The 16,490-nt window shown below is 62.0% G+C and carries 10 protein-coding genes, 1 tRNA gene and 4 pseudogenes; 6 read left to right on the top strand and 9 right to left on the bottom strand.

Annotated features, from left to right (window positions below; all coding sequences use genetic code 11):
* The coding region (locus E4Q23_RS23325) for a hypothetical protein (RefSeq protein ID WP_211203852.1) at positions 1-246 on the top strand (246 nt) is incomplete at its 5' end.
* A gap of 133 nt (positions 247-379) precedes the next feature.
* Here the strand turns inward: E4Q23_RS23325 and E4Q23_RS19855 are convergent.
* From E4Q23_RS19855 to E4Q23_RS25355, 8 genes and pseudogenes are all read right to left on the bottom strand, one after another.
* Positions 380-1,747, bottom strand: a complete 1,368-nt coding sequence (locus E4Q23_RS19855; protein ID WP_169068237.1) for a tyrosine-type recombinase/integrase — start codon at positions 1,745-1,747, stop codon at positions 380-382.
* Between the two features lie 437 nt (positions 1,748-2,184).
* Positions 2,185-2,802: pseudogene (locus tag E4Q23_RS19850) on the bottom strand (M48 family metallopeptidase); the annotation flags it as partial.
* Positions 2,803-2,809: 7 nt separating this feature from the next.
* Positions 2,810-5,658: pseudogene (locus tag E4Q23_RS19845) on the bottom strand (type I restriction endonuclease subunit R); the annotation flags it as partial.
* A gap of 3 nt (positions 5,659-5,661) precedes the next feature.
* Positions 5,662-6,814 (bottom strand): annotated as a pseudogene (locus E4Q23_RS19840) (Fic family protein).
* Positions 6,815-7,016: 202 nt separating this feature from the next.
* Complete coding sequence (locus E4Q23_RS24225; protein ID WP_248595605.1) at positions 7,017-7,211, bottom strand: hypothetical protein; 195 nt, start codon at positions 7,209-7,211, stop codon at positions 7,017-7,019.
* 8 nt (positions 7,212-7,219) lie between these two features.
* Positions 7,220-7,555 carry a c-type cytochrome gene (locus E4Q23_RS19830; protein WP_169068236.1) on the bottom strand — a complete coding sequence of 112 codons (336 nt, stop codon included), beginning with the start codon at positions 7,553-7,555 and terminating at the stop codon, positions 7,220-7,222.
* 10 nt (positions 7,556-7,565) lie between these two features.
* Entirely contained in the window at positions 7,566-7,886 is a 321-nt protein-coding gene (locus E4Q23_RS19825; RefSeq protein WP_211203851.1) for a c-type cytochrome, read from the bottom strand.
* A 178-nt stretch (positions 7,887-8,064) separates the two neighbouring features.
* Positions 8,065-8,532 carry an EAL domain-containing protein gene (locus E4Q23_RS25355; RefSeq protein WP_169068235.1) on the bottom strand — a complete coding sequence of 156 codons (468 nt, stop codon included), beginning with the start codon at positions 8,530-8,532 and terminating at the stop codon, positions 8,065-8,067.
* Positions 8,533-8,547: 15 nt separating this feature from the next.
* On the opposite strand from E4Q23_RS25355, the gene E4Q23_RS24660 reads away from it, so the two are divergent.
* The 4 genes and pseudogenes from E4Q23_RS24660 (at position 8,548) to E4Q23_RS19810 (ending at position 13,306) form a co-directional block, all read left to right on the top strand.
* On the top strand, positions 8,548-8,673 hold the full coding sequence (locus E4Q23_RS24660) for a hypothetical protein (RefSeq protein WP_272873721.1): 126 nt from the start codon (positions 8,548-8,550) through the stop codon (positions 8,671-8,673).
* 565 nt (positions 8,674-9,238) lie between these two features.
* Complete coding sequence (locus E4Q23_RS19815; protein ID WP_169068234.1) at positions 9,239-10,672, top strand: potassium channel family protein; 1,434 nt, start codon at positions 9,239-9,241, stop codon at positions 10,670-10,672.
* A gap of 132 nt (positions 10,673-10,804) precedes the next feature.
* A pseudogene (locus tag E4Q23_RS25350) lies at positions 10,805-10,870 on the top strand (SEC-C metal-binding domain-containing protein); the annotation flags it as partial.
* A 126-nt stretch (positions 10,871-10,996) separates the two neighbouring features.
* Positions 10,997-13,306: a tetratricopeptide repeat protein gene (locus E4Q23_RS19810; protein WP_248595604.1), complete on the top strand. Its 2,310-nt coding sequence runs from the start codon at positions 10,997-10,999 to the stop codon at positions 13,304-13,306.
* A 402-nt stretch (positions 13,307-13,708) separates the two neighbouring features.
* Here the strand turns inward: E4Q23_RS19810 and E4Q23_RS19805 are convergent.
* Positions 13,709-13,784, bottom strand: a tRNA-Phe gene (locus E4Q23_RS19805).
* 311 nt (positions 13,785-14,095) lie between these two features.
* Between E4Q23_RS19805 and E4Q23_RS19800 the strand changes: the two genes are divergently transcribed.
* Positions 14,096-16,261 carry a 3'-5' exonuclease gene (locus tag E4Q23_RS19800; RefSeq protein ID WP_169068232.1) on the top strand — a complete coding sequence of 722 codons (2,166 nt, stop codon included), beginning with the start codon at positions 14,096-14,098 and terminating at the stop codon, positions 16,259-16,261.
* The last annotated feature ends 229 nt before the right edge of the window (positions 16,262-16,490 follow it).

The following is a 16,490-nucleotide window of genomic DNA, read 5'->3' as shown; positions in this document are numbered from 1 at the left end:
ACCTGGATGCGCTCTGGCTGTCATGCGTCATCAGCGACAGGCCAATACGCGCGCGGGGTCTATGAATGGAAGCGGCGGATCCTTCGTCTGGCCGGACAGATCCGGCAGCTCGCTACGCGTGCGGTGCTGGCGGCACGGCGGAAGGAGACGGGTGGGGTGGTTGCTGAAGAGAAAGAGCTTCCGGCTGTGGAGCATCGCGATTTGGAGACGGCAGGCACCCCGGACGAGTCCTCGCAGACAAGGTAACTGGCGATCAACACCTCAGGGAACCGAGCGGTTCAGCGTTCGCGTCAGCGAGCACGGCGCCAGATCTGCCGGACCAGTCTGACGTGTGGCGTTGCTGGCGAGCTCAGATAAGTGGCGTCACACTCCGGCGCTTTTATGACGGTACCCGAGGCAGCGATGTGACATCGTCTAAGTTATCTCGCCCGAGCAGGTCAAGCAGCTCTCCGAGGCTCCTCCAGGCATTCTTCTGCTCTAATGTCAGGTCTTGGCGCTGATAGATCCGAACCAGTCTGTTTTGCTGAACGTGATTAAGGCACTTTTCAATTACGTCTGGACGGATACCGAGCATACCCATCAACGTGGCTCCAGTTCGCCGTAGGTCGTGCGGCGTCCATTTCCCCCGTGGAAGAATTAGAGATGACACGTTACTACTGCGGTTGCTCAGTGCTGGTCTGTCACCCCGCTGGCGATCGCCGATCTGCTTGGCCAAAGACTTGAGGCACAGGTGATTGCTCTTATCGTGCGAAGGCAAGACCCAAGGACATCTAATTTTCACGCCTTCCGCGTTGAAGGAAGTAGCCGTGATGTCGCGAAGCTCCTTGAACCGATCGACCGCGAAATCGGACAAGAACACCGTGTGCTCCTTGCCATTCTTGGCATCTTCTGGGGGGATGCGCCAGACGCCTTTTTCAAGATCAATCTGATCCCAACGGGCCATCGACAGCTCGCCAACGCGACAACAGGTCGCGAGGATGATCCAGACGGCCAGTTCCGATGTCTTTGCCATTCTGGCCGCCGACAGCTTGCTCTTGAGCAAACGAACCTCGTCCTCACTCAATACTCGGCTACGCTCGACTTTCTTGCCAAAGTCATCGCGTTTCATGTGGCTGCTCGGATCAGTAGTTACGAGGCCACGAACGATGGCGAAGCCGTACATCTGGCGAATGTCGCCGAGGAGGTTGCGAGCAAGAATGCGGGCGCCTCTTTCCACAACGTTGTCAAGTACCTGAGCGACCATCGGCCTCGTGACATCCTCCGCCGCAACATCACCCAGGCTGGGGAACACGTCTTTCTCGAACGATCTTCTTGCTTCTTTGCCGGCATCCTTCCGCGCCGACAACTCAAGCCTTTCCCAGCGATCAAAAAGAGCCCGAACGCTTAGGCGTGACTTGAAAGATTCGGCCTCAGCAATCCGGCAGTTGAGCTTGGCTAGCTCCTCCGCTTGCACCGCCCGAGCAGAGAGCTTCCGCGTGCGCGCCTGTTCAGTTGGATCCAAACCCTTACTGACGTAGGCAGCGGCATCCGCTCGCACCTGACGGATCTGGGCGAGCGAGTCTTTTGGCCAAGTCCCGCAGGTGTAGTCTTTAACCTGACCGCCGAATCTGTATCTCCAGCGAAACATGACCGAGGCTGCATCACCACGCGTTCTCACGACACCGTAGAGGGCGTGCTCGTCGCTCAACCTCTTACCTGCGTCAATAGCGGAAAGGGCCTGCAATTGCTTCACGGTCAGTCTCGCCATGGTCGCGCCCCTAACATCTCAAAATGTGCCCAACAATGTGCCCAACAAAAACCTAGGCTACCCCTGGATTCTATCGGACTCCTCTGGATGGTGCAATCGGAGAGATATGGAATAAATTACTTAAAAACAATATATTACGAATCTACTGCGGCCTTATGTGGATCACTGCGGACGTTTCAGTACTTGGCTACGAACCAAGGGGTCGGGCGTTCGAATCGCTCCGGGCGCACCAATGGATTCAAACAATTAGGTCAATCTTCGGATTGGCCTTTTTTGCTTTCTGCTGACTGGGGGAACGATCAGGGGAACAGTGCGCTGCTGGTAGCCCTTGCAGTCACCTTGTACTACGGTGGGGCAGCTTCCATGCCAGGCGACCATCGCGAACCCCTTGCGCTGCGATTTGGAAGCCATCGGCCCGCCACACAGCCCCGCTCGCATCAACTCTCTCGTGCCGCGGACTCAACGCCGTGAACGCTATGGTTCCAGGTCTCCGCGCCCAACGGCAGTTCATTCAGCTCGGCACGGGCTTCCCGCCACGTCGGGAAATGCTGGTCGAGCAGCGCCACGAAGCGCTCGCTATGCGTCGGCTCGACCAGATGCAGCATGTCATGCACAACGACGTATTCAAGCAAATCCTTGGGCTTTTTCACCAGCTCGGAATTCAGCCGAATGCTTCCCGCCCTGGGGTTGCAGCTACCCCACTTCGTCTTCATGCGCTGCAGCAAGTAACCGGAAGCTTTCACGCCAAGCCTCTGCTCCCATTTCTTGATAAGGGCAGGTACGACTTCGTGAAGCAATGAGCGAGACCATTCCAGCATTACCTCTTCCCGCTTGGCCAACCCACTGCCTGGGCGCACGCTGAGCGTGATTCGGCGATGATCCAGGCTCACGCTTGGCTTGGCGTCCTTCTCGACAATGGACAACAGGTAGCGCCGTCCCCAGAGGTAATGGCTTTCCCGCTCGACAAACTGGCGCGGGGTCTCTCGCGCCTGTGCCAGCAGCTTCGCCTGCTGGTCACGAATCCAGCCCAGCTTGGAGATGGCATAGGCTCGGGCCGGTCATGCCGTGCAGCGCCCCCGGAATACCGCCTTCCGGCTGCTTGGCGGCCAGCCGCTTCACCAACTGCTCGGCCTTGCGCAGGAATTCCTCATAGGCCGCCGTATCCACCCGACTCTGCTTGATCAGATCATCGAGCAGCTTGGACATCTGCGCGTAGAACCTCGGGTCAGTAAGCTGCTCGCGGATGATCGTCTTGCGGACGTTGTTGATGATCCCCTCGGCGATGGCGTTCTTCGAGAGCTTGCCCTTCGCGTTCAGCTTCCGGGCGATGGCATCGTGGATGCCGGTCTCGATGATCAGTTCGGTCAGCGACATCTCGCCCAGTTCACCCAGTTCGACCGCCGGATCGGCCTGGATGTAGGTGTTGATCAGGTGGCGCATGTCCGCCTCGAAGGGCTTGATGTCCAGCTCCTCGCCGGAGTGCCTCTTGATGGCTGCGCGAATCTCGGCGTAGAACCCGACGTCCTTTCGCAGCGTCGCCGCCTCGACGTCGGAATAGCCTGCCTCGGTCAAATCCTGCGCGAGGTCGGCGAAGGCCCGCGCAAAAAGCGCCACCGCCTTGTAGAAGGAAATGCGCAGCACCTCCGTTTCGTTCAGCGCGTTGGGGTTGGCGGCACCGCCGCAGAAATAGTGCAGGAACTGCTCCACCTCGCGCGGCAGTGCCACCGGCTCGCAAAGGTAGCTCAGTTCCTGGCGGGCGTCGGCGAGCTGCTTCCTGCCTTCTTCCAGCCAGCTCTTGAGGTGCACGTTGTTGTCGCCACCGTTTCCCTGTTCGATGTCCAGTTCGTCGGAGTTGTACACCGCGATGGCCTGCTGCACGTCGCCGAAAAGCTTCTTGTAATCGACGATGTGGCCGTAATCCTTGTCATCGCCGTCGAGCCGGTTGGTGCGGCAGATGGCCTGGAACAGGTTGTGGTCGCGCAGTTCGTTGTCGAGGTAGATGTAGCTACAACTCGGCGCGTCGAAGCCGGTCAGCAGCTTGCTCACCACGATAAGCAGCTTCAGGTTCGCCGGTTCCTCGTGAAACGGCGCTTGGTCTCTTCCTCGTATTGCCTGGTCGTCTGGCCGCTCTTGAGAACGTGCCGGGTGTAGGTGTCGAACTTGTAGCGCTCGTCGCTGTTGGCCGGCTCCCTGGAGATCGCATTCGCGTTCGGCTCGAAAGAAGTGATGATCCCGCAGTAGGCTCCGAAGCTCGTGTTCTGGAACAGGCGGAAGTAATGGCAGGCGTCATGGATCGAGGCGGCCACCAGGATCGCCGTGCCGCGGTCGTTGTTCAGGCGCGGCTTGAGGGCAAAGTCGCCGATGATGTCGGCAATGATCTCGCGCTTGCGTCCCGCCGCGCTCATCAGCTCTTCCATCGTTGCCCAGCGTTTGCGCACCAGCGCCTTCTGGAAGTTGTTCAGGTTCTTGGTCTTCTCCTCGAACCACTCGTCGATCTTCTTCTGCGACGTTAAGCGCTCGGGCACGTCGCGTGCCTCGTACTTGAGGTCAAACACCACCTTGTCAGCCACCGCCTGGTGGAATTTGTAGGTGTGGATGTAGCTGCCGAACACATCCCGCGTCAGCAGCCTGTCCTTGCGCAGCAGCGGCGTGCCGGTGAAGCCGATGAAGATCGCGCTTTCCAGCCAGCGTTTCATCTGCCGGTTCATGTCGCCGCCCTGGCTGCGGTGGCACTCATCGACAAACACATAGAAGCGGCCTGCCACCTTCGGCGCCGGCCCTCTCAGGTCGGCCACATCGAACTTGTGGATCAGAGCGCACAGCAGGCGCGGCGTGGTCGCCGCCAGCTTGTCGACGAACTCCGCCCGCGAGCTAATGCGTGGTGAAGGCGAGCTCTCGCCGATCACCCCGGCATTCCTCATCACGCCGACGATCTGCTTGTCCAGTTCGTCGCGGTCGGTGATGACGAGAATGCGTGCCTCGGGGTCGTGCTCCAGCAGCCACTTGGCAATCAGCACCATGAGGATGCTCTTGCCGCTGCCCTGGGTGTGCCAGATCACACCGCCCTCGCGCCTGGCCATTCGCTCCTGTGCCGCCTTCACCCCGGCGTATTGATGCGGTCGCGGCACTTTCTTCTGGCCGGCATCGAAGATGATGAAGTGGCGGATCAGGTCGAGCAGCCGGGCCTTGTTGCACAGTTGCGCCAGCGGCCGGTCGAGCAAGGCACCTGCCTCGGGTAGCACCGTCCCGCCGGCGCCGACCTTTTCCTCGTCCTTCCATTCCACGAAGAACTGCTCGGGCGTGCCGGTGGTGCCGTAGCGCAGTCCCTGCGCATCGCTGCCCGCCAGCAGCAACTGCACGGTCGTGAAGAAGCCCCTGTTGAAAATCTCTTCCTGGTTGGTGATCAGTTGCCGCAGCCCGTCGGCTACCTCCACCGAGCTGCGCTTGAGTTCGATCACCGCGATGGCGATGCCGTTGATGTAGAGCACGATGTCCGGCCGCCGCTCGTAGCCGCCCTTGAGCGTCACTTCCTCGGCGAGGCCAAAGTCGTTCTGCTCGGGATTGGCCCAGTCGATCAGATGCACCGTCTCATGCGCCCTGCCGGCGGCGATCTGCACCGGCACCCCGTAGCGCAGCAGTTGGTAGCTGCGCAGGTTGGCCTGATAGAGCGTGATGCCGGTCGCATCGGCAGCGGTCTCCAGCCTCTGCAGGGCCGCTGCGATATGAGCAGCCGAATATCCCCACGCCGCGAGTCTGTCGCGCAGCAGCACCGTCTCGATAGGGCGGTTGTTCGCGCGCCTGGCCCACTCGCCGAGGTAGCGGTAAGCGAGAGCATCGGCGCGTCTCCTGTCGGTAAACGGATCGACCACGCGGTTTTGCGTCCTGCGTTCGGAACGGGGAATTTCAGGCATGGATCAGTCCGCCCGGTTGAGCGTCGGGGGAATGAAGCCTTCGGCGGACAGGGCACGAACAATCCCGCGCAGCAGATAGCTGTTGCTGAACCCCAGGGTGTATTGCCGCGCCCCTTCCCTGATCGGCAACAACATCCTGCGCTCGACCAGCTTCCTGATCTGGTAGGTTCGCTGCGCCGCCGACATCCCCGGCATCGCCGCAGCCAGATCGGCCGCCTTGGCGATGCCGCTCCTGGCGCCGATGTGCAGAACCCGCTCTTCGCTGGCCGTGATCAACTCCCGTTCTCGCGCGTAGGCAATGGCAGGCGCAAGCACCTTGTTACTCAGGTAACCAAAGTCGGTCAGCCGATCCACTTTGCGCAACTCGTCCAGAATGCCCTGCAATACATAGACGCACCACGTTTCCAGCCCGCCCGGCGTGCCGGTATCGGCGCTGGCCAGCATGGCGTAGTAGCGGTCGCGATCGTTGCAGAAAACCGCGGTGGGGTTCAGCACGCGCCCGCCGGCCTTGACGTTGAAACCGTACTTGATCAGCAAGGCATAGGTCAGCAGGCGTACCACCCGGCCATTGCCGTTGCCGAACGGGTGTATCCAGCCAAAACGATGGTGCGCCAGCGCCACCGATCAGGTCATATTTCGGCGGCTGATTCTCATTGATGAACGCCGCCAGCGCCTGCATGTATTCCGGCACCTGGATGAATTCAAGCGGCAGGTGCTCAGACTGCGCAAGACGCACCGGGTGCTGCCGATACGTCCCCGGCGTGGCGTCGCGCTCCAGCTCGCCGACGGTGATGGCGTGCAGTTCGCGGATGAAATGGTCGCTCAGGCGATCGCCGGGTTGAATGCTCTCCTCGACTTAAGTCATCGCCGACTCGATGTTCTCCATTTCCCGCAGTTGATCGGATGGCGGCTGGCGGGCGCCTCCGAGCTTGCTTTCCACATAATCGGCCAGGGTGGTGTGGTTGCCCTCGATGCGCGCCGAGCCCAGACTTTCGAGCATGTGAAAAATGTGCTTGAGCTGAAAGAAGATCGGCGCCGGCGTCGTGCACTGAAGTTGCAGGCGGCGCAGATGCTCCAGCTCGGTCAACACATCGACCAGCGGCGAATCGAGCGCCGGGTTGAGGAGAGTCAAATCGTGATGAACAAAGGCAGGCATCGGGCTCTTTGTGGAAACGGCTGAGAAGTTATCTCTAATCGACTGCAATTATCACCATAACAACAGGCTATTAGTTCATGCCTTCGCAAGACTTATCTTTGCTGAAGAGCCGACGGATGTTGACGGCAAGGGCCTGTCCAGATCCAGAAACGGCACCGCAGCCGCCCGGCGACGGTCGGGCTACCCTGCGGACTCGACGCGCTCAGAGCAGCCGGGTCCTGCCGCTGAGCAATTCCTGCATCATGGCGTTCTCGAGGGCGCGGGTCTTGTCGCGGCGTGCTTCCCGCGCCGACAGTTCGGCGTCCATAGCGGAGAGGACGGCCGCCATGACGACTTGTCCCGAAAGCACGTCGACGACGGTGATTGCAAGCTCGCCGCGCACGCGGCGAGCTTGCAAAGACTTCCTCAGCGAATGAAGCGGTGCAGCGGGATAACCTTCAGCTTGCCGGAAAGACTGCCGATGTAGGCTGAAAGCTCCTCGATGTCCTGCGCCGAAAGGCTTTCTGCCTGGCCGTTCATCAGCGCATTCTTGCGGGCGCCGGACTTGTAATCGGTCATCGCGCGCGCCAGGTAGTCTGGGTACTGGCCGGCGAGGCGCGGGATATCTTCCGAAATCGGGGTATTGAAATCAGCGCCATGGCAAGCCGCACAGACCTCGGCCTTTTGCGGCGCTGCGCCAGCCCCGGCTTGGGCCGACGAGCTGACGACGGCCAACAGAGCGATAAGTAAGCTCGCTTTCATGGTCGATCCTTTATTTCTGCAGGCTGGAATAGTAGGCCGCGAGATCCGCCATGTCCTGCTCGGACAGGCTCTCGGCGATGGCGCGCATGGTCGGATGGCTGCGTGCCCCCAACTTGTACTCTTGCAAGGCATTGACCAGGTACACCGGCTGCTGCCCACCGATCTTCGGCACGTGATACACGTGCGGCGAGGCTGTCCGGTAACCCGGAACGCCGTGACAGCCTTCGCACATCGAGGTCTTGGCCTTGGCCGCCTCGGCGTTGCCCAACGGCGTCTGCGCGAACGCTGCGCCGGCCACTGCAAACACCATCAAACCGAGAATCGTTTTCATCGTTATCTCTCAAAAAAATGGCGGCCGGAAAACCTGGCCCGCGAGCGATTCAAGGATCGGAAATTCAGCTCGGCAGTATAGGAGTGTGCATGAAGCGGCGTCAATCGCGCATTTTCCCCCGGCCAGGCTTGCTTCCTGCGGGGTGCGACTCTTTCGCACCCGACAAGGTGCGCTGAAATCACTGGCCGTCCATGGGGCGCCAGCTTGCGCTGCCTGCGGGAAACTCGACATCGTTGATCTTTTCATGCCCACGCATTGGTGCCTCCGGTGTTGTTGCCTCCACGGCCCCAAACTCGCTCGGCTGCTGCCCACCATGACGGTCAAGCATCGCAAGACGACCGCCGGACAAGGCGTTCGAGGCCTTCGACCGGCAGCGGGCGCTGTGATGGTAGCCCTGGTAAGCAACGCAGCCAATGCTGGCCAGAAACTCGCGTTGCTCTTCGTTTTCCACCCCCTCGGCGATCACTCTTAGACCCAGGCTCTGGCCGAGGGCGACAATGGTTCGGGCGATGGCTGCGTCACCGGGGTTGGCGACGATATGGTGGACGAACGACTGGTCGATCTTCAGTTCGTCGAACGGCAGGCGCCTTTTCTGACCTCCCGGGCGAGCCTCTATTGTGAGCTGGTCTGGCAGGTCCTTCGCCATGCGGCGGCAGAACACATGATCATCGGCACCCTGCGCCTGTTCGGCTTCAACGTCTTTCGCAATACCTACAAACCGCTGCCGCCGGAATCCATCCTGGAGTTCTGGAATCGCTATTACTACTACTTAAAGGAGCTGACGTGACTTCGTGGAGATTCTCGTGTTTGCCACGGCCGCCGTGATCTCCAGTCACCCACCGACCCACTCGCTCACCCAATCGCCCTTTCCGCAGGAAATCTCTGTCCGTCCGGGGACTCGCCGAGATGACCTCCAGGCCCGACTTGATGCGCGAAGTTTCGTATTGACGACTCCTGTGCAGGCGCCGATACTCCCTGCCCGTACGGTGGCTTCTTGTTCGCCACTGCAGCAAAAAGACGAGAACCCGCCCATCCCCGCGCCGGCACGATCGCCGCGTACAGGGCCAGGTTCTCGTGCCCCCCTCGGCATTAACGGAGATGCGACGTGATTGGTCATTTCAAGCGTTCGACGCGACGCCTGTTCGCCCTGCTTCTCAGCATTCCGCTGGTGATCCTCGCCGGCGGGCTGCTGTACATGTCCGGCATGGACCACCTGGAGAACAACCCGCGCGATTTCTGGGCCAGCGTCGCGTGGGCCTCCGAAACACTGACCACCACCGGCTACGGCAGCGACTCGCGCTGGACACATCCGGCGATGATCCTATTCGTCATTTTTTTTCGAGTTGGTCGGCATGTCATTCTATGTGCTGATCTTCCCGGTGTTCTTTTTGCCCTACTTCGAGGAGCGCTTCGAAGCGCGCCTGCCGGGAATCCTGCCGGAAATGTCCGGACGCGTGCTCATCCATCGCTACGGGCCGGCGGTTGACTCGCTGATCGAGGAACTGCGTCGTGTCGGTACGGCCGTCGTCGTCCTGGAGCAGGATGAACGCCAGGCCCGTCGTCTTCGCGACCGTGGCTACGACGTGGTCTTCGGTGCCCTCGACGAGCAACCCCGGATGCTGGCCGGCGTGGAAAGGGCGCAGGCGCTGATCACCAATGCCGACGACCACGCCGACGCGACTTTCATCATGATGGCGCGAGAACGCGGCTACACGGGAACGATTCTGGCACTCGCCGAAGAGCCCCTGCATCGTCCGCCGATGGAGAAGATCGGAGCCACCGCGGTGTTCACTCCTTCACACGTGCTGGGTGCAGCGCTGGCGGCCCGCGCCAGCTCGCGCATCAGCCCCAAGGTGGAAGGGCTGCAACTGCTCGGTGAGAGAGTCGGCATCGCCGATTTTCGCGTCCAGGCCAGCAGCCCACTGGCGGGGCAGCGTCTCGGCACGCTGCGCATGCGCGCACGCTACGGGGTAACAGTGATCGGGCAGTGGAACGGTGGCCGTTTCGCCCCTGCCCAGGGCCCGGAGACGCGTATTCAAGCTGGCGCGATCCTGGTTGCGGCCGGGGCGCACGCCAATCTGGCGAGGGTCGAACGCATGGCCACGCCACTGCGCCGTAACGGCCCGATCGTGGTCGCCGGCTACGGCGCGGTAGGGCGCAAGGTGGTGGAGATGTTGCGCGACGCAGGGGAGTCGATCATCGTCATCGACGAGCGCTCGGACGCGGCGGTCGATGTGGTCGGCAACATACTGGAGCAAAGTACTCTGGAAGCCGCCGAGGTGCGCAAGGCGCGTGCGGTTGTCCTGGCGCTGAGCAACGACAGCGCCGGGGTTTTTGCGACCGCGGTGGTCCGCGATTATGCGCCGGAGGTGCGCCTGATCGCGCGCGTGAATCTGGCGCCGAACGTCGCCCGCCTGTACCAGGCAGGGGCGGATGTCGCCCTGTCAGTGGGCCAGGTGGCCGGCCAGATTCTCGCCCACCACCTCCTGGGCGAGGACGCGGTAACGGTGGAACAACGGCTGAAGCTTGCCCGCGTCGCGCCAGGCACGCTGGTCGACGGACACCCGTGGCAAGCCGGTATCCGGGAAAAAACGGCGACCGCGGTAGTGGCCGTGGAACGTGGCACCGAGGTGCTGGTGGAGTTCAACGAGGCTTTCAAGCTGCGCGCAGATGACATCCTCTTCGTCTGCGGCACGACGACCAGTCTCGACAAATACATGCGCGAGTATCGAGCCAAACCGGCAGAGTGGCCGCCGACTCCGCCGCCGCCAGATCCTTCCTCTTGAACGCTGCGCGGCAGGCGCTGACAAAGACGCTCAGTAGTCGCCCGGTACTGCCTATCATTCGACTTTTGCGACCAGCAGGTGAAAACCGATGCGAACAAGCAGCACGGCAACAGGCAAGCGCAGCGCTTGCCGATGAAGCCGGGGAGAAATGACCAGTGCCCCTGCGGCAGTGGCAGGAAGTACAAGAGCTGCTGCCTGGGCAAGGAAACGGGAGGGCCAGCGCCTGATCGTACTGCAGGCGCCGCGCCGACGTCTTCACGTTCTCGGAGTTCTCTGAATTCTCCAAGCGCACTGAGTTCCCGCGCTCGGAACGATTTGCTGGCGATGTTCAACGGCGGCCGGTTTGCCGAGCTGGAAACGCGCCTGCGCGCACTGCTCGGACACTCGTCGCAGTCTGCTTCCGGGTTTCTCTGGGGACTGCTCGGTGCGACCCTTGAGGCGCAAAGCAAGGACGGTCTGCCGGCCTTGCAGCGCGCGACGATGCTAGCGCCGCAGGATTTCGACATCCAGACCGTGCTGGCAAGGGCGCTTGTCGAGCGCGCGCGTTTTGCCGAGGCCAGCGACGCCTTCCGCCGAGCGCTGGCGGTACAGCCGGAGAATCTGGCGGCACAGTTCAATCTTGGTGACACGCTGCGCCTGCTCGAGCGCTTTGCAGAGGCCGAAGAGCTCCTGCGCGGCGTTGTGCGCAGCGCTCCGGACTTTGTTGAAGCACTCGTCTCGCTGGCCGATACCCTGGCCGAGCGCGGGGCAGCGGCGGAAGCCGAAACCGTCTGCCGTCGGGCAGTCGCACTGGCACCCGAATACGCAACGACGCATTTTTGTCTGGGTAATATCCTGCGCAACGCGGGCCGACTCAGCGCAGCCAGAGATTGCTTCCTGGCGACCTTGCAGCTCGCACCGAACACACTGCCCGCGCTCGGCAACCTTGGCAATGTGCTGCAGGAGTTGGGCGATTTCGTCCAGGCCGAGGATTGCTACCGGCGGGCGCTGAAGTTGAACCCGGCCTATGCCAAGGCTGGCGCCAACCTGGGTCGGCTTTTCGTCGAGCAGAATCGCTTCGTCGATGCCGAAACCGCCTATCGCGACTTGCTCAGAACACAGCCGAAAAATGCGCAGATTCTTGAGCGGCTGGGCGGCGTCTTGCTCGAACTTGGCCACGCCGACGCGGCACGGAAGTGCTACTTGGAAGCCCTCGCCGTCGAGCCCGAACGGACGAGCACGCGGCTGGCATTGGCGACAGCCGTGCTGCCGGTGATCGCGCAAAATAGCGAAGAAAGTGCGGCGGTACGACAGGCTTTTGCGAGTGCGCTCGACGAACTGGCGGAGTGGCTGCACGCGGATCGCGCTCGGCCGGTGGACCTTGCCAGTCTGGCCAGCGCACAGCAACCCTTCTCGCTGGCCTACCGCGACGGCAATCACGTCGATCTGCTGGCGCGCTATGGCGATCTGATCGGCGAATGCCTGCATCCGGGTGGCCCGGGTTCGCAAGTGGCAGCGCCATGCCCGCCGCGCGAGCGGCCGCGACTGTTGATCGTCTCGCATCATATCCGCCGGCATTCCGTATGGGATATCGTGTTGCGCGGCCTGTTGCTGGATCTCGATCGGACACGCTTCGAGGTTCTTGTTTATCACCTCGGCAACGTCGAGGACGAGGAAACCCGCTTTGCGCGCGGGCAGGTCGACGGCTGGCGGGATCGGCAGACCATTGCCGACCCTGCCGGCTGGCTGGCGGCGGTTGCGGAAGACGCCCCCGACGTGATTTTCTACCCCGAAATCGGCATGTCGTCGCTATGCTATTTCCTGGCCGCACATCGGCTGGCGCCTTTGCAGGTGGCCAGCTGGGGACACCCGATCAGCACCGGCCTGGCGACCATCGACCTCTTCCTTTCCGGTGACCTGCTTGAGGCCGCCGACGCCGACAAGCACTATCGGGAACGCCTGATCCGCCTGCCCGGTAGCGGTTGTTGTACGGCCCCCTTGCCGCTCCTCGCCGAGCCCATCGCGGCGGTCGAAGCCCGCTTGAGCGGCATGCATGGCCCGCGCTTGCTGATTGCCCAGCGGGCGATCAAGTTCGACCCGGTCGATGACGCGCTTTACGCCAGGATCGCGGCGGCCACCGGCGAGAGTGTCTTCATCCTGCTGCGCGATCCGATTTCTCCCTGGGCCACCGAACAGGTCATGGCACGCCTCGAGTCGGCGTTCCGCGACCAGGGTCTCGATCCGCGCCGACATCTGCTCAGCATTCCCTGGCTCGCGCCAGCACAGTTCCTGGCCTTGCTCGATTGCTGCGACGTCTATCTCGACTGCCCGGCTTTCTCCGGCTACACCACCGCCTGGCAGGCGCTGCATCGCGGCCTGCCGATCGTTACGCTGGAAGGTCCCTATATGCGCCAGCGCCTGGCATCAGGCCTGCTCCGCAAGGCGGGCTTGCCGGACGGCATCGCCGCATCGACTGACGACTACGTGGCCATTGCCGCGCGCCTCGCCAGGGAGAGCCGTGATGCCGAGCACAGCAGCAGCCGGCGCGCCGCGATCATCGCCGCCGCGCCGTCGGTCGATGGCGACGTCAGTGTCGTGCGCGCCTTCGAGCAGTGTCTGGCAGCGGAGCTCGACGCGCTCCGCCAGTGCCGCTAACGGTCATGACAGTCGAGATACCCCGGATGATGAAAGTCATGACCGTTTCCCTCTCACTTGCAGTGCGCATTCCGGCTTGCGCGCCGGAATCGTTCGCCGGGCAGGGAGCATGCTCCCTGAATTCCCCGCCTCACCCCTGCCCCTTCTCCCGCGAGGGGAGAAGGGAGTTTCGTGAGTCGCTTGCGCGACTTTCACATTAATCGCCGCTATCGCCAACCGGGACGGGCGCAGCGGCGCCATCGAGTGCAGCCGAGAAACCTGGCCAGCCGATGCTTGGAAGCTCAATCGTTGAGGATCAATGTGGAATTCGCGGACAGCCCGCTGGCCTGCAGGCCACGCCCGACACATGCGCCACCCAGAACGCATTTAGCCCGACCAATGGCCGGGCTAAATTTTTTTTCATGGTGGCCAAGCGCGGAATCGAACCACGGACACGCGGATTTTCAGTCCGCTGCTCTACCAACTGAGCTACTTGGCCATCGAGTGCGGCAGTATATCGAATCGATTCTCTGTCGTCAAAGCCAACAGGGCAATCGCATGAATATAAAGCGCGACTGTGGAAGCGGCCGCCGCGGTTGGCGTTGCTCGCGGCAAAAAGACGGCGCACCTGCCCCCCCTTTCCCGGTCGGGAGTTTGCCACTTTGTCCGCTCTGCCCTGCTCATTTCCGCGGCCAGTCGGCTAAGCTTATGCCTCGTCGCCTTGGCGACGCGATTTCTGGACCGATGCACGCCACTTTGGGAGGGGTGATGAGTGCCAGATCACCCGCAATCGTTGAACAGGCCCAGTGAATGAACGCACGTATCCGCTTCGCCATCTCGGTGATCATCCTCGGTCTGCTGATGACCGGCCCCTTTGTCATTACCGCGCTGCTCATCTGGGCCGGCGCAAAAGCGCCCGAGCGGGCAATGCTCGTGCAGCTGATCGCGCCACATCTTTCGCTCGGCGCGATGATGACCACCTTTGGCTTCGTCCTCGGCCTGCTGGTGATTCGTTACCTGTTCCGCCAATACGTGCAGGGGCTGCTCAAGATGGCCGAATGCCTGCGCCTTATGCTCACCGCCAACCGCGACTTTCGCGTCCTTCCCGAAGGCCCGCCCGAAGTCCGACAGCTGGCCGAGGCGACCAACGATCTGGCGCAGCAGCGTGATGGACTGATGGATGACGTGGACATCCAGATCGCGGCCGCCAAGGCCTCTGTCGAGGAAGAGAAAAACCGCCTGGCAGCACTGATGTCCGAGCTGGCACAGGCGGTGGTGGTGTGCAATCTGGACGGCCGCATTCTTCTCTACAACAGCCGCGCCCGGCTGCAGTTCAGGGCCTTGGCGCAAGGCAGCACGACGGGTACCGGGGGTGCGTTGATCGGCCTCGGGCGTTCGATCTTCTCGATCCTCGAGCGTAACCAGATCGATCACGCGCTCGAAGTGGTGCACCAACGCCTGCAAAAAGGGGCCGGGGCGGCGATCGCCAACTTCATCACCACCGCTCGCGGCGGCCAACTGCTGCGCGTGCAAATGGTGCCGGTGCTGTCGATCGCCGACGACTCGCCGGAGAACGACATCAGCGGCTACGTGCTCACCGTCGAGAACATCACGCGGAGCCTGGAACAGGAGTCGCGCCGCGATCAGGTCCTGCAATCGCTGACCGACGGCAGCCGCGGCAGCCTGGCCAATATCCGCGTCGCGGTCGGCAACCTGATGGACTACCCGGACATGGAAGCGGCGGTACGCGAGCGCTTTGTCGGTATTGTCAGCGACGAGGTCGTGCGCATGAGCCAGCGCCTCGACCAGACGATGAACGAGTTCGCCGATTCCTTGAAGACCCGCTGGCCGCTGGAAGACGTCCTGGGCATCGACATCATCGCCGCCGCGCAGCGCCGCATCGAGGAGCAACTCGGGCTGCCGAGCAAGACCGAGGAAATCGACGACGCCCTGTGGCTGCGCGCAGAGAGCTTTTCGCTGGTCTTTTCGATCTGCGGCCTGGCTTTCCGCTTGCTCGAACACTATCAAATCAAGGAGCTGCGTTTCCGGCTGCAGCCCTTCGGCAAGCTGGCCTACCTGGATATCATCTGGGCCGGGCACGCCATGTCCTCGGAGACTTTCTACACCTGGGAAACGGAACCGATGCAGGTCGGCAGCGAGCACTCGCCGCTGTCGCTACGCGATGTCATCGACCGCCATGGTGGCGAAGTCTGGTACCAGCGCGACAAGGCCGCACACTGCGCCTTCTTCCGGCTGGTCCTGCCGGTGGCCATCCCCGAGACGCTGGCCGCAGCAGAGGCCAGCGACGAGAGCCAGCTGCGCCCCGAGTACTACGATTTCGACCTCTTCGACTTTCGTGATCAGAGCATCGACCTGGACCGGCCGCTGGCCGATCTCAGCTACACCGTCTTCGATACCGAGACCACCGGTCTCGAACCGGCGGCCGGCGACGAGATCATCCAGATCGGAGCGGTACGCATCGTCAACAGCCGTATGCTGCGCCAGGAAAACTTCAACGAACTGGTCGACCCCGAGCGCCTGTTGCGACCGGAAGGAATCCGCATCCACGGCATCACCGACGACATGGTGCGCGGCCAACCAAGCATCGACGCGGTGCTGCCGGCCTTCCACGACTTCTGCAACGATACCGTCCTGGTCGCGCATAACGCCGCCTTCGACATGCGTTTCCTGCAACTCAAGGAGGAACGTACAGGGATTGTTTTCAGCCAGCCAGTGCTCGATACGCTACTACTCTCGGCCGTGCTGCACGCCAACCAGGACTCGCACCAGCTGGAGAAAATCGCGGAACGCCTGGGGATCAGCATCGAAAGCCGACACAACGCCCTCGGCGACGCTCTCGCCACCAGCGAGGTCTTCCTGAAAATGCTGCCGCTGCTCGAACAGATGGGAATCAGCACCTTGCGGCAGGCGCTGGAAGCTTCGCAGAAAACTTATTTTGCGCGGGTGAAGTACTGACGCACGACTGACGCGTGACTAACGGTCATGACAGTAGAGATACCCGGGATGATGAAAGTCATGACCGTTTCCCTCTTCCCCTGCCCCTTCTCCCGCAAGGCGAGAAGGGAGTTTCGTGAGTCGCTTGCGCGACTTTCACATTAACGGTCATGACACGTGGAGACACCCCAAATCATGAAAGTCATGACCGTTTCCCTCTTCCCCTGCCCCTTCTCCCGCGAGGGAGAAG

The organism is Candidatus Accumulibacter phosphatis (genome assembly GCF_012939955.1).
Taxonomy (GTDB): domain Bacteria; phylum Pseudomonadota; class Gammaproteobacteria; order Burkholderiales; family Rhodocyclaceae; genus Accumulibacter; species Accumulibacter delftensis.
Note: the sequence above shows the minus strand (reverse complement) of the source record. Positions and strands in the feature narration are given on the sequence as shown.

What these genes read in the sequence shown, in the direction of transcription:
- E4Q23_RS19855 (WP_169068237.1), bottom strand. Translation starts at nt 1,747, where the DNA reads ATGGCGAGACTGACCGTGAAGCAATTGCAGGCCCTTTCCGCTATTGAC.
- E4Q23_RS19830 (WP_169068236.1), bottom strand. Translation starts at nt 7,555, where the DNA reads ATGAAAGCGAGCTTACTTATCGCTCTGTTGGCCGTCGTCAGCTCGTCG.
- E4Q23_RS19825 (WP_211203851.1), bottom strand. Translation starts at nt 7,886, where the DNA reads ATGAAAACGATTCTCGGTTTGATGGTGTTTGCAGTGGCCGGCGCAGCG.
- E4Q23_RS25355 (WP_169068235.1), bottom strand. Translation starts at nt 8,532, where the DNA reads ATGGCGAAGGACCTGCCAGACCAGCTCACAATAGAGGCTCGCCCGGGA.
- E4Q23_RS24660 (WP_272873721.1), top strand. Translation starts at nt 8,548, where the DNA reads ATGATCATCGGCACCCTGCGCCTGTTCGGCTTCAACGTCTTTCGCAAT.
- E4Q23_RS19815 (WP_169068234.1), top strand. Translation starts at nt 9,239, where the DNA reads ATGTCATTCTATGTGCTGATCTTCCCGGTGTTCTTTTTGCCCTACTTC.
- E4Q23_RS19810 (WP_248595604.1), top strand. Translation starts at nt 10,997, where the DNA reads ATGTTCAACGGCGGCCGGTTTGCCGAGCTGGAAACGCGCCTGCGCGCA.
- E4Q23_RS19800 (WP_169068232.1), top strand. Translation starts at nt 14,096, where the DNA reads ATGAACGCACGTATCCGCTTCGCCATCTCGGTGATCATCCTCGGTCTG.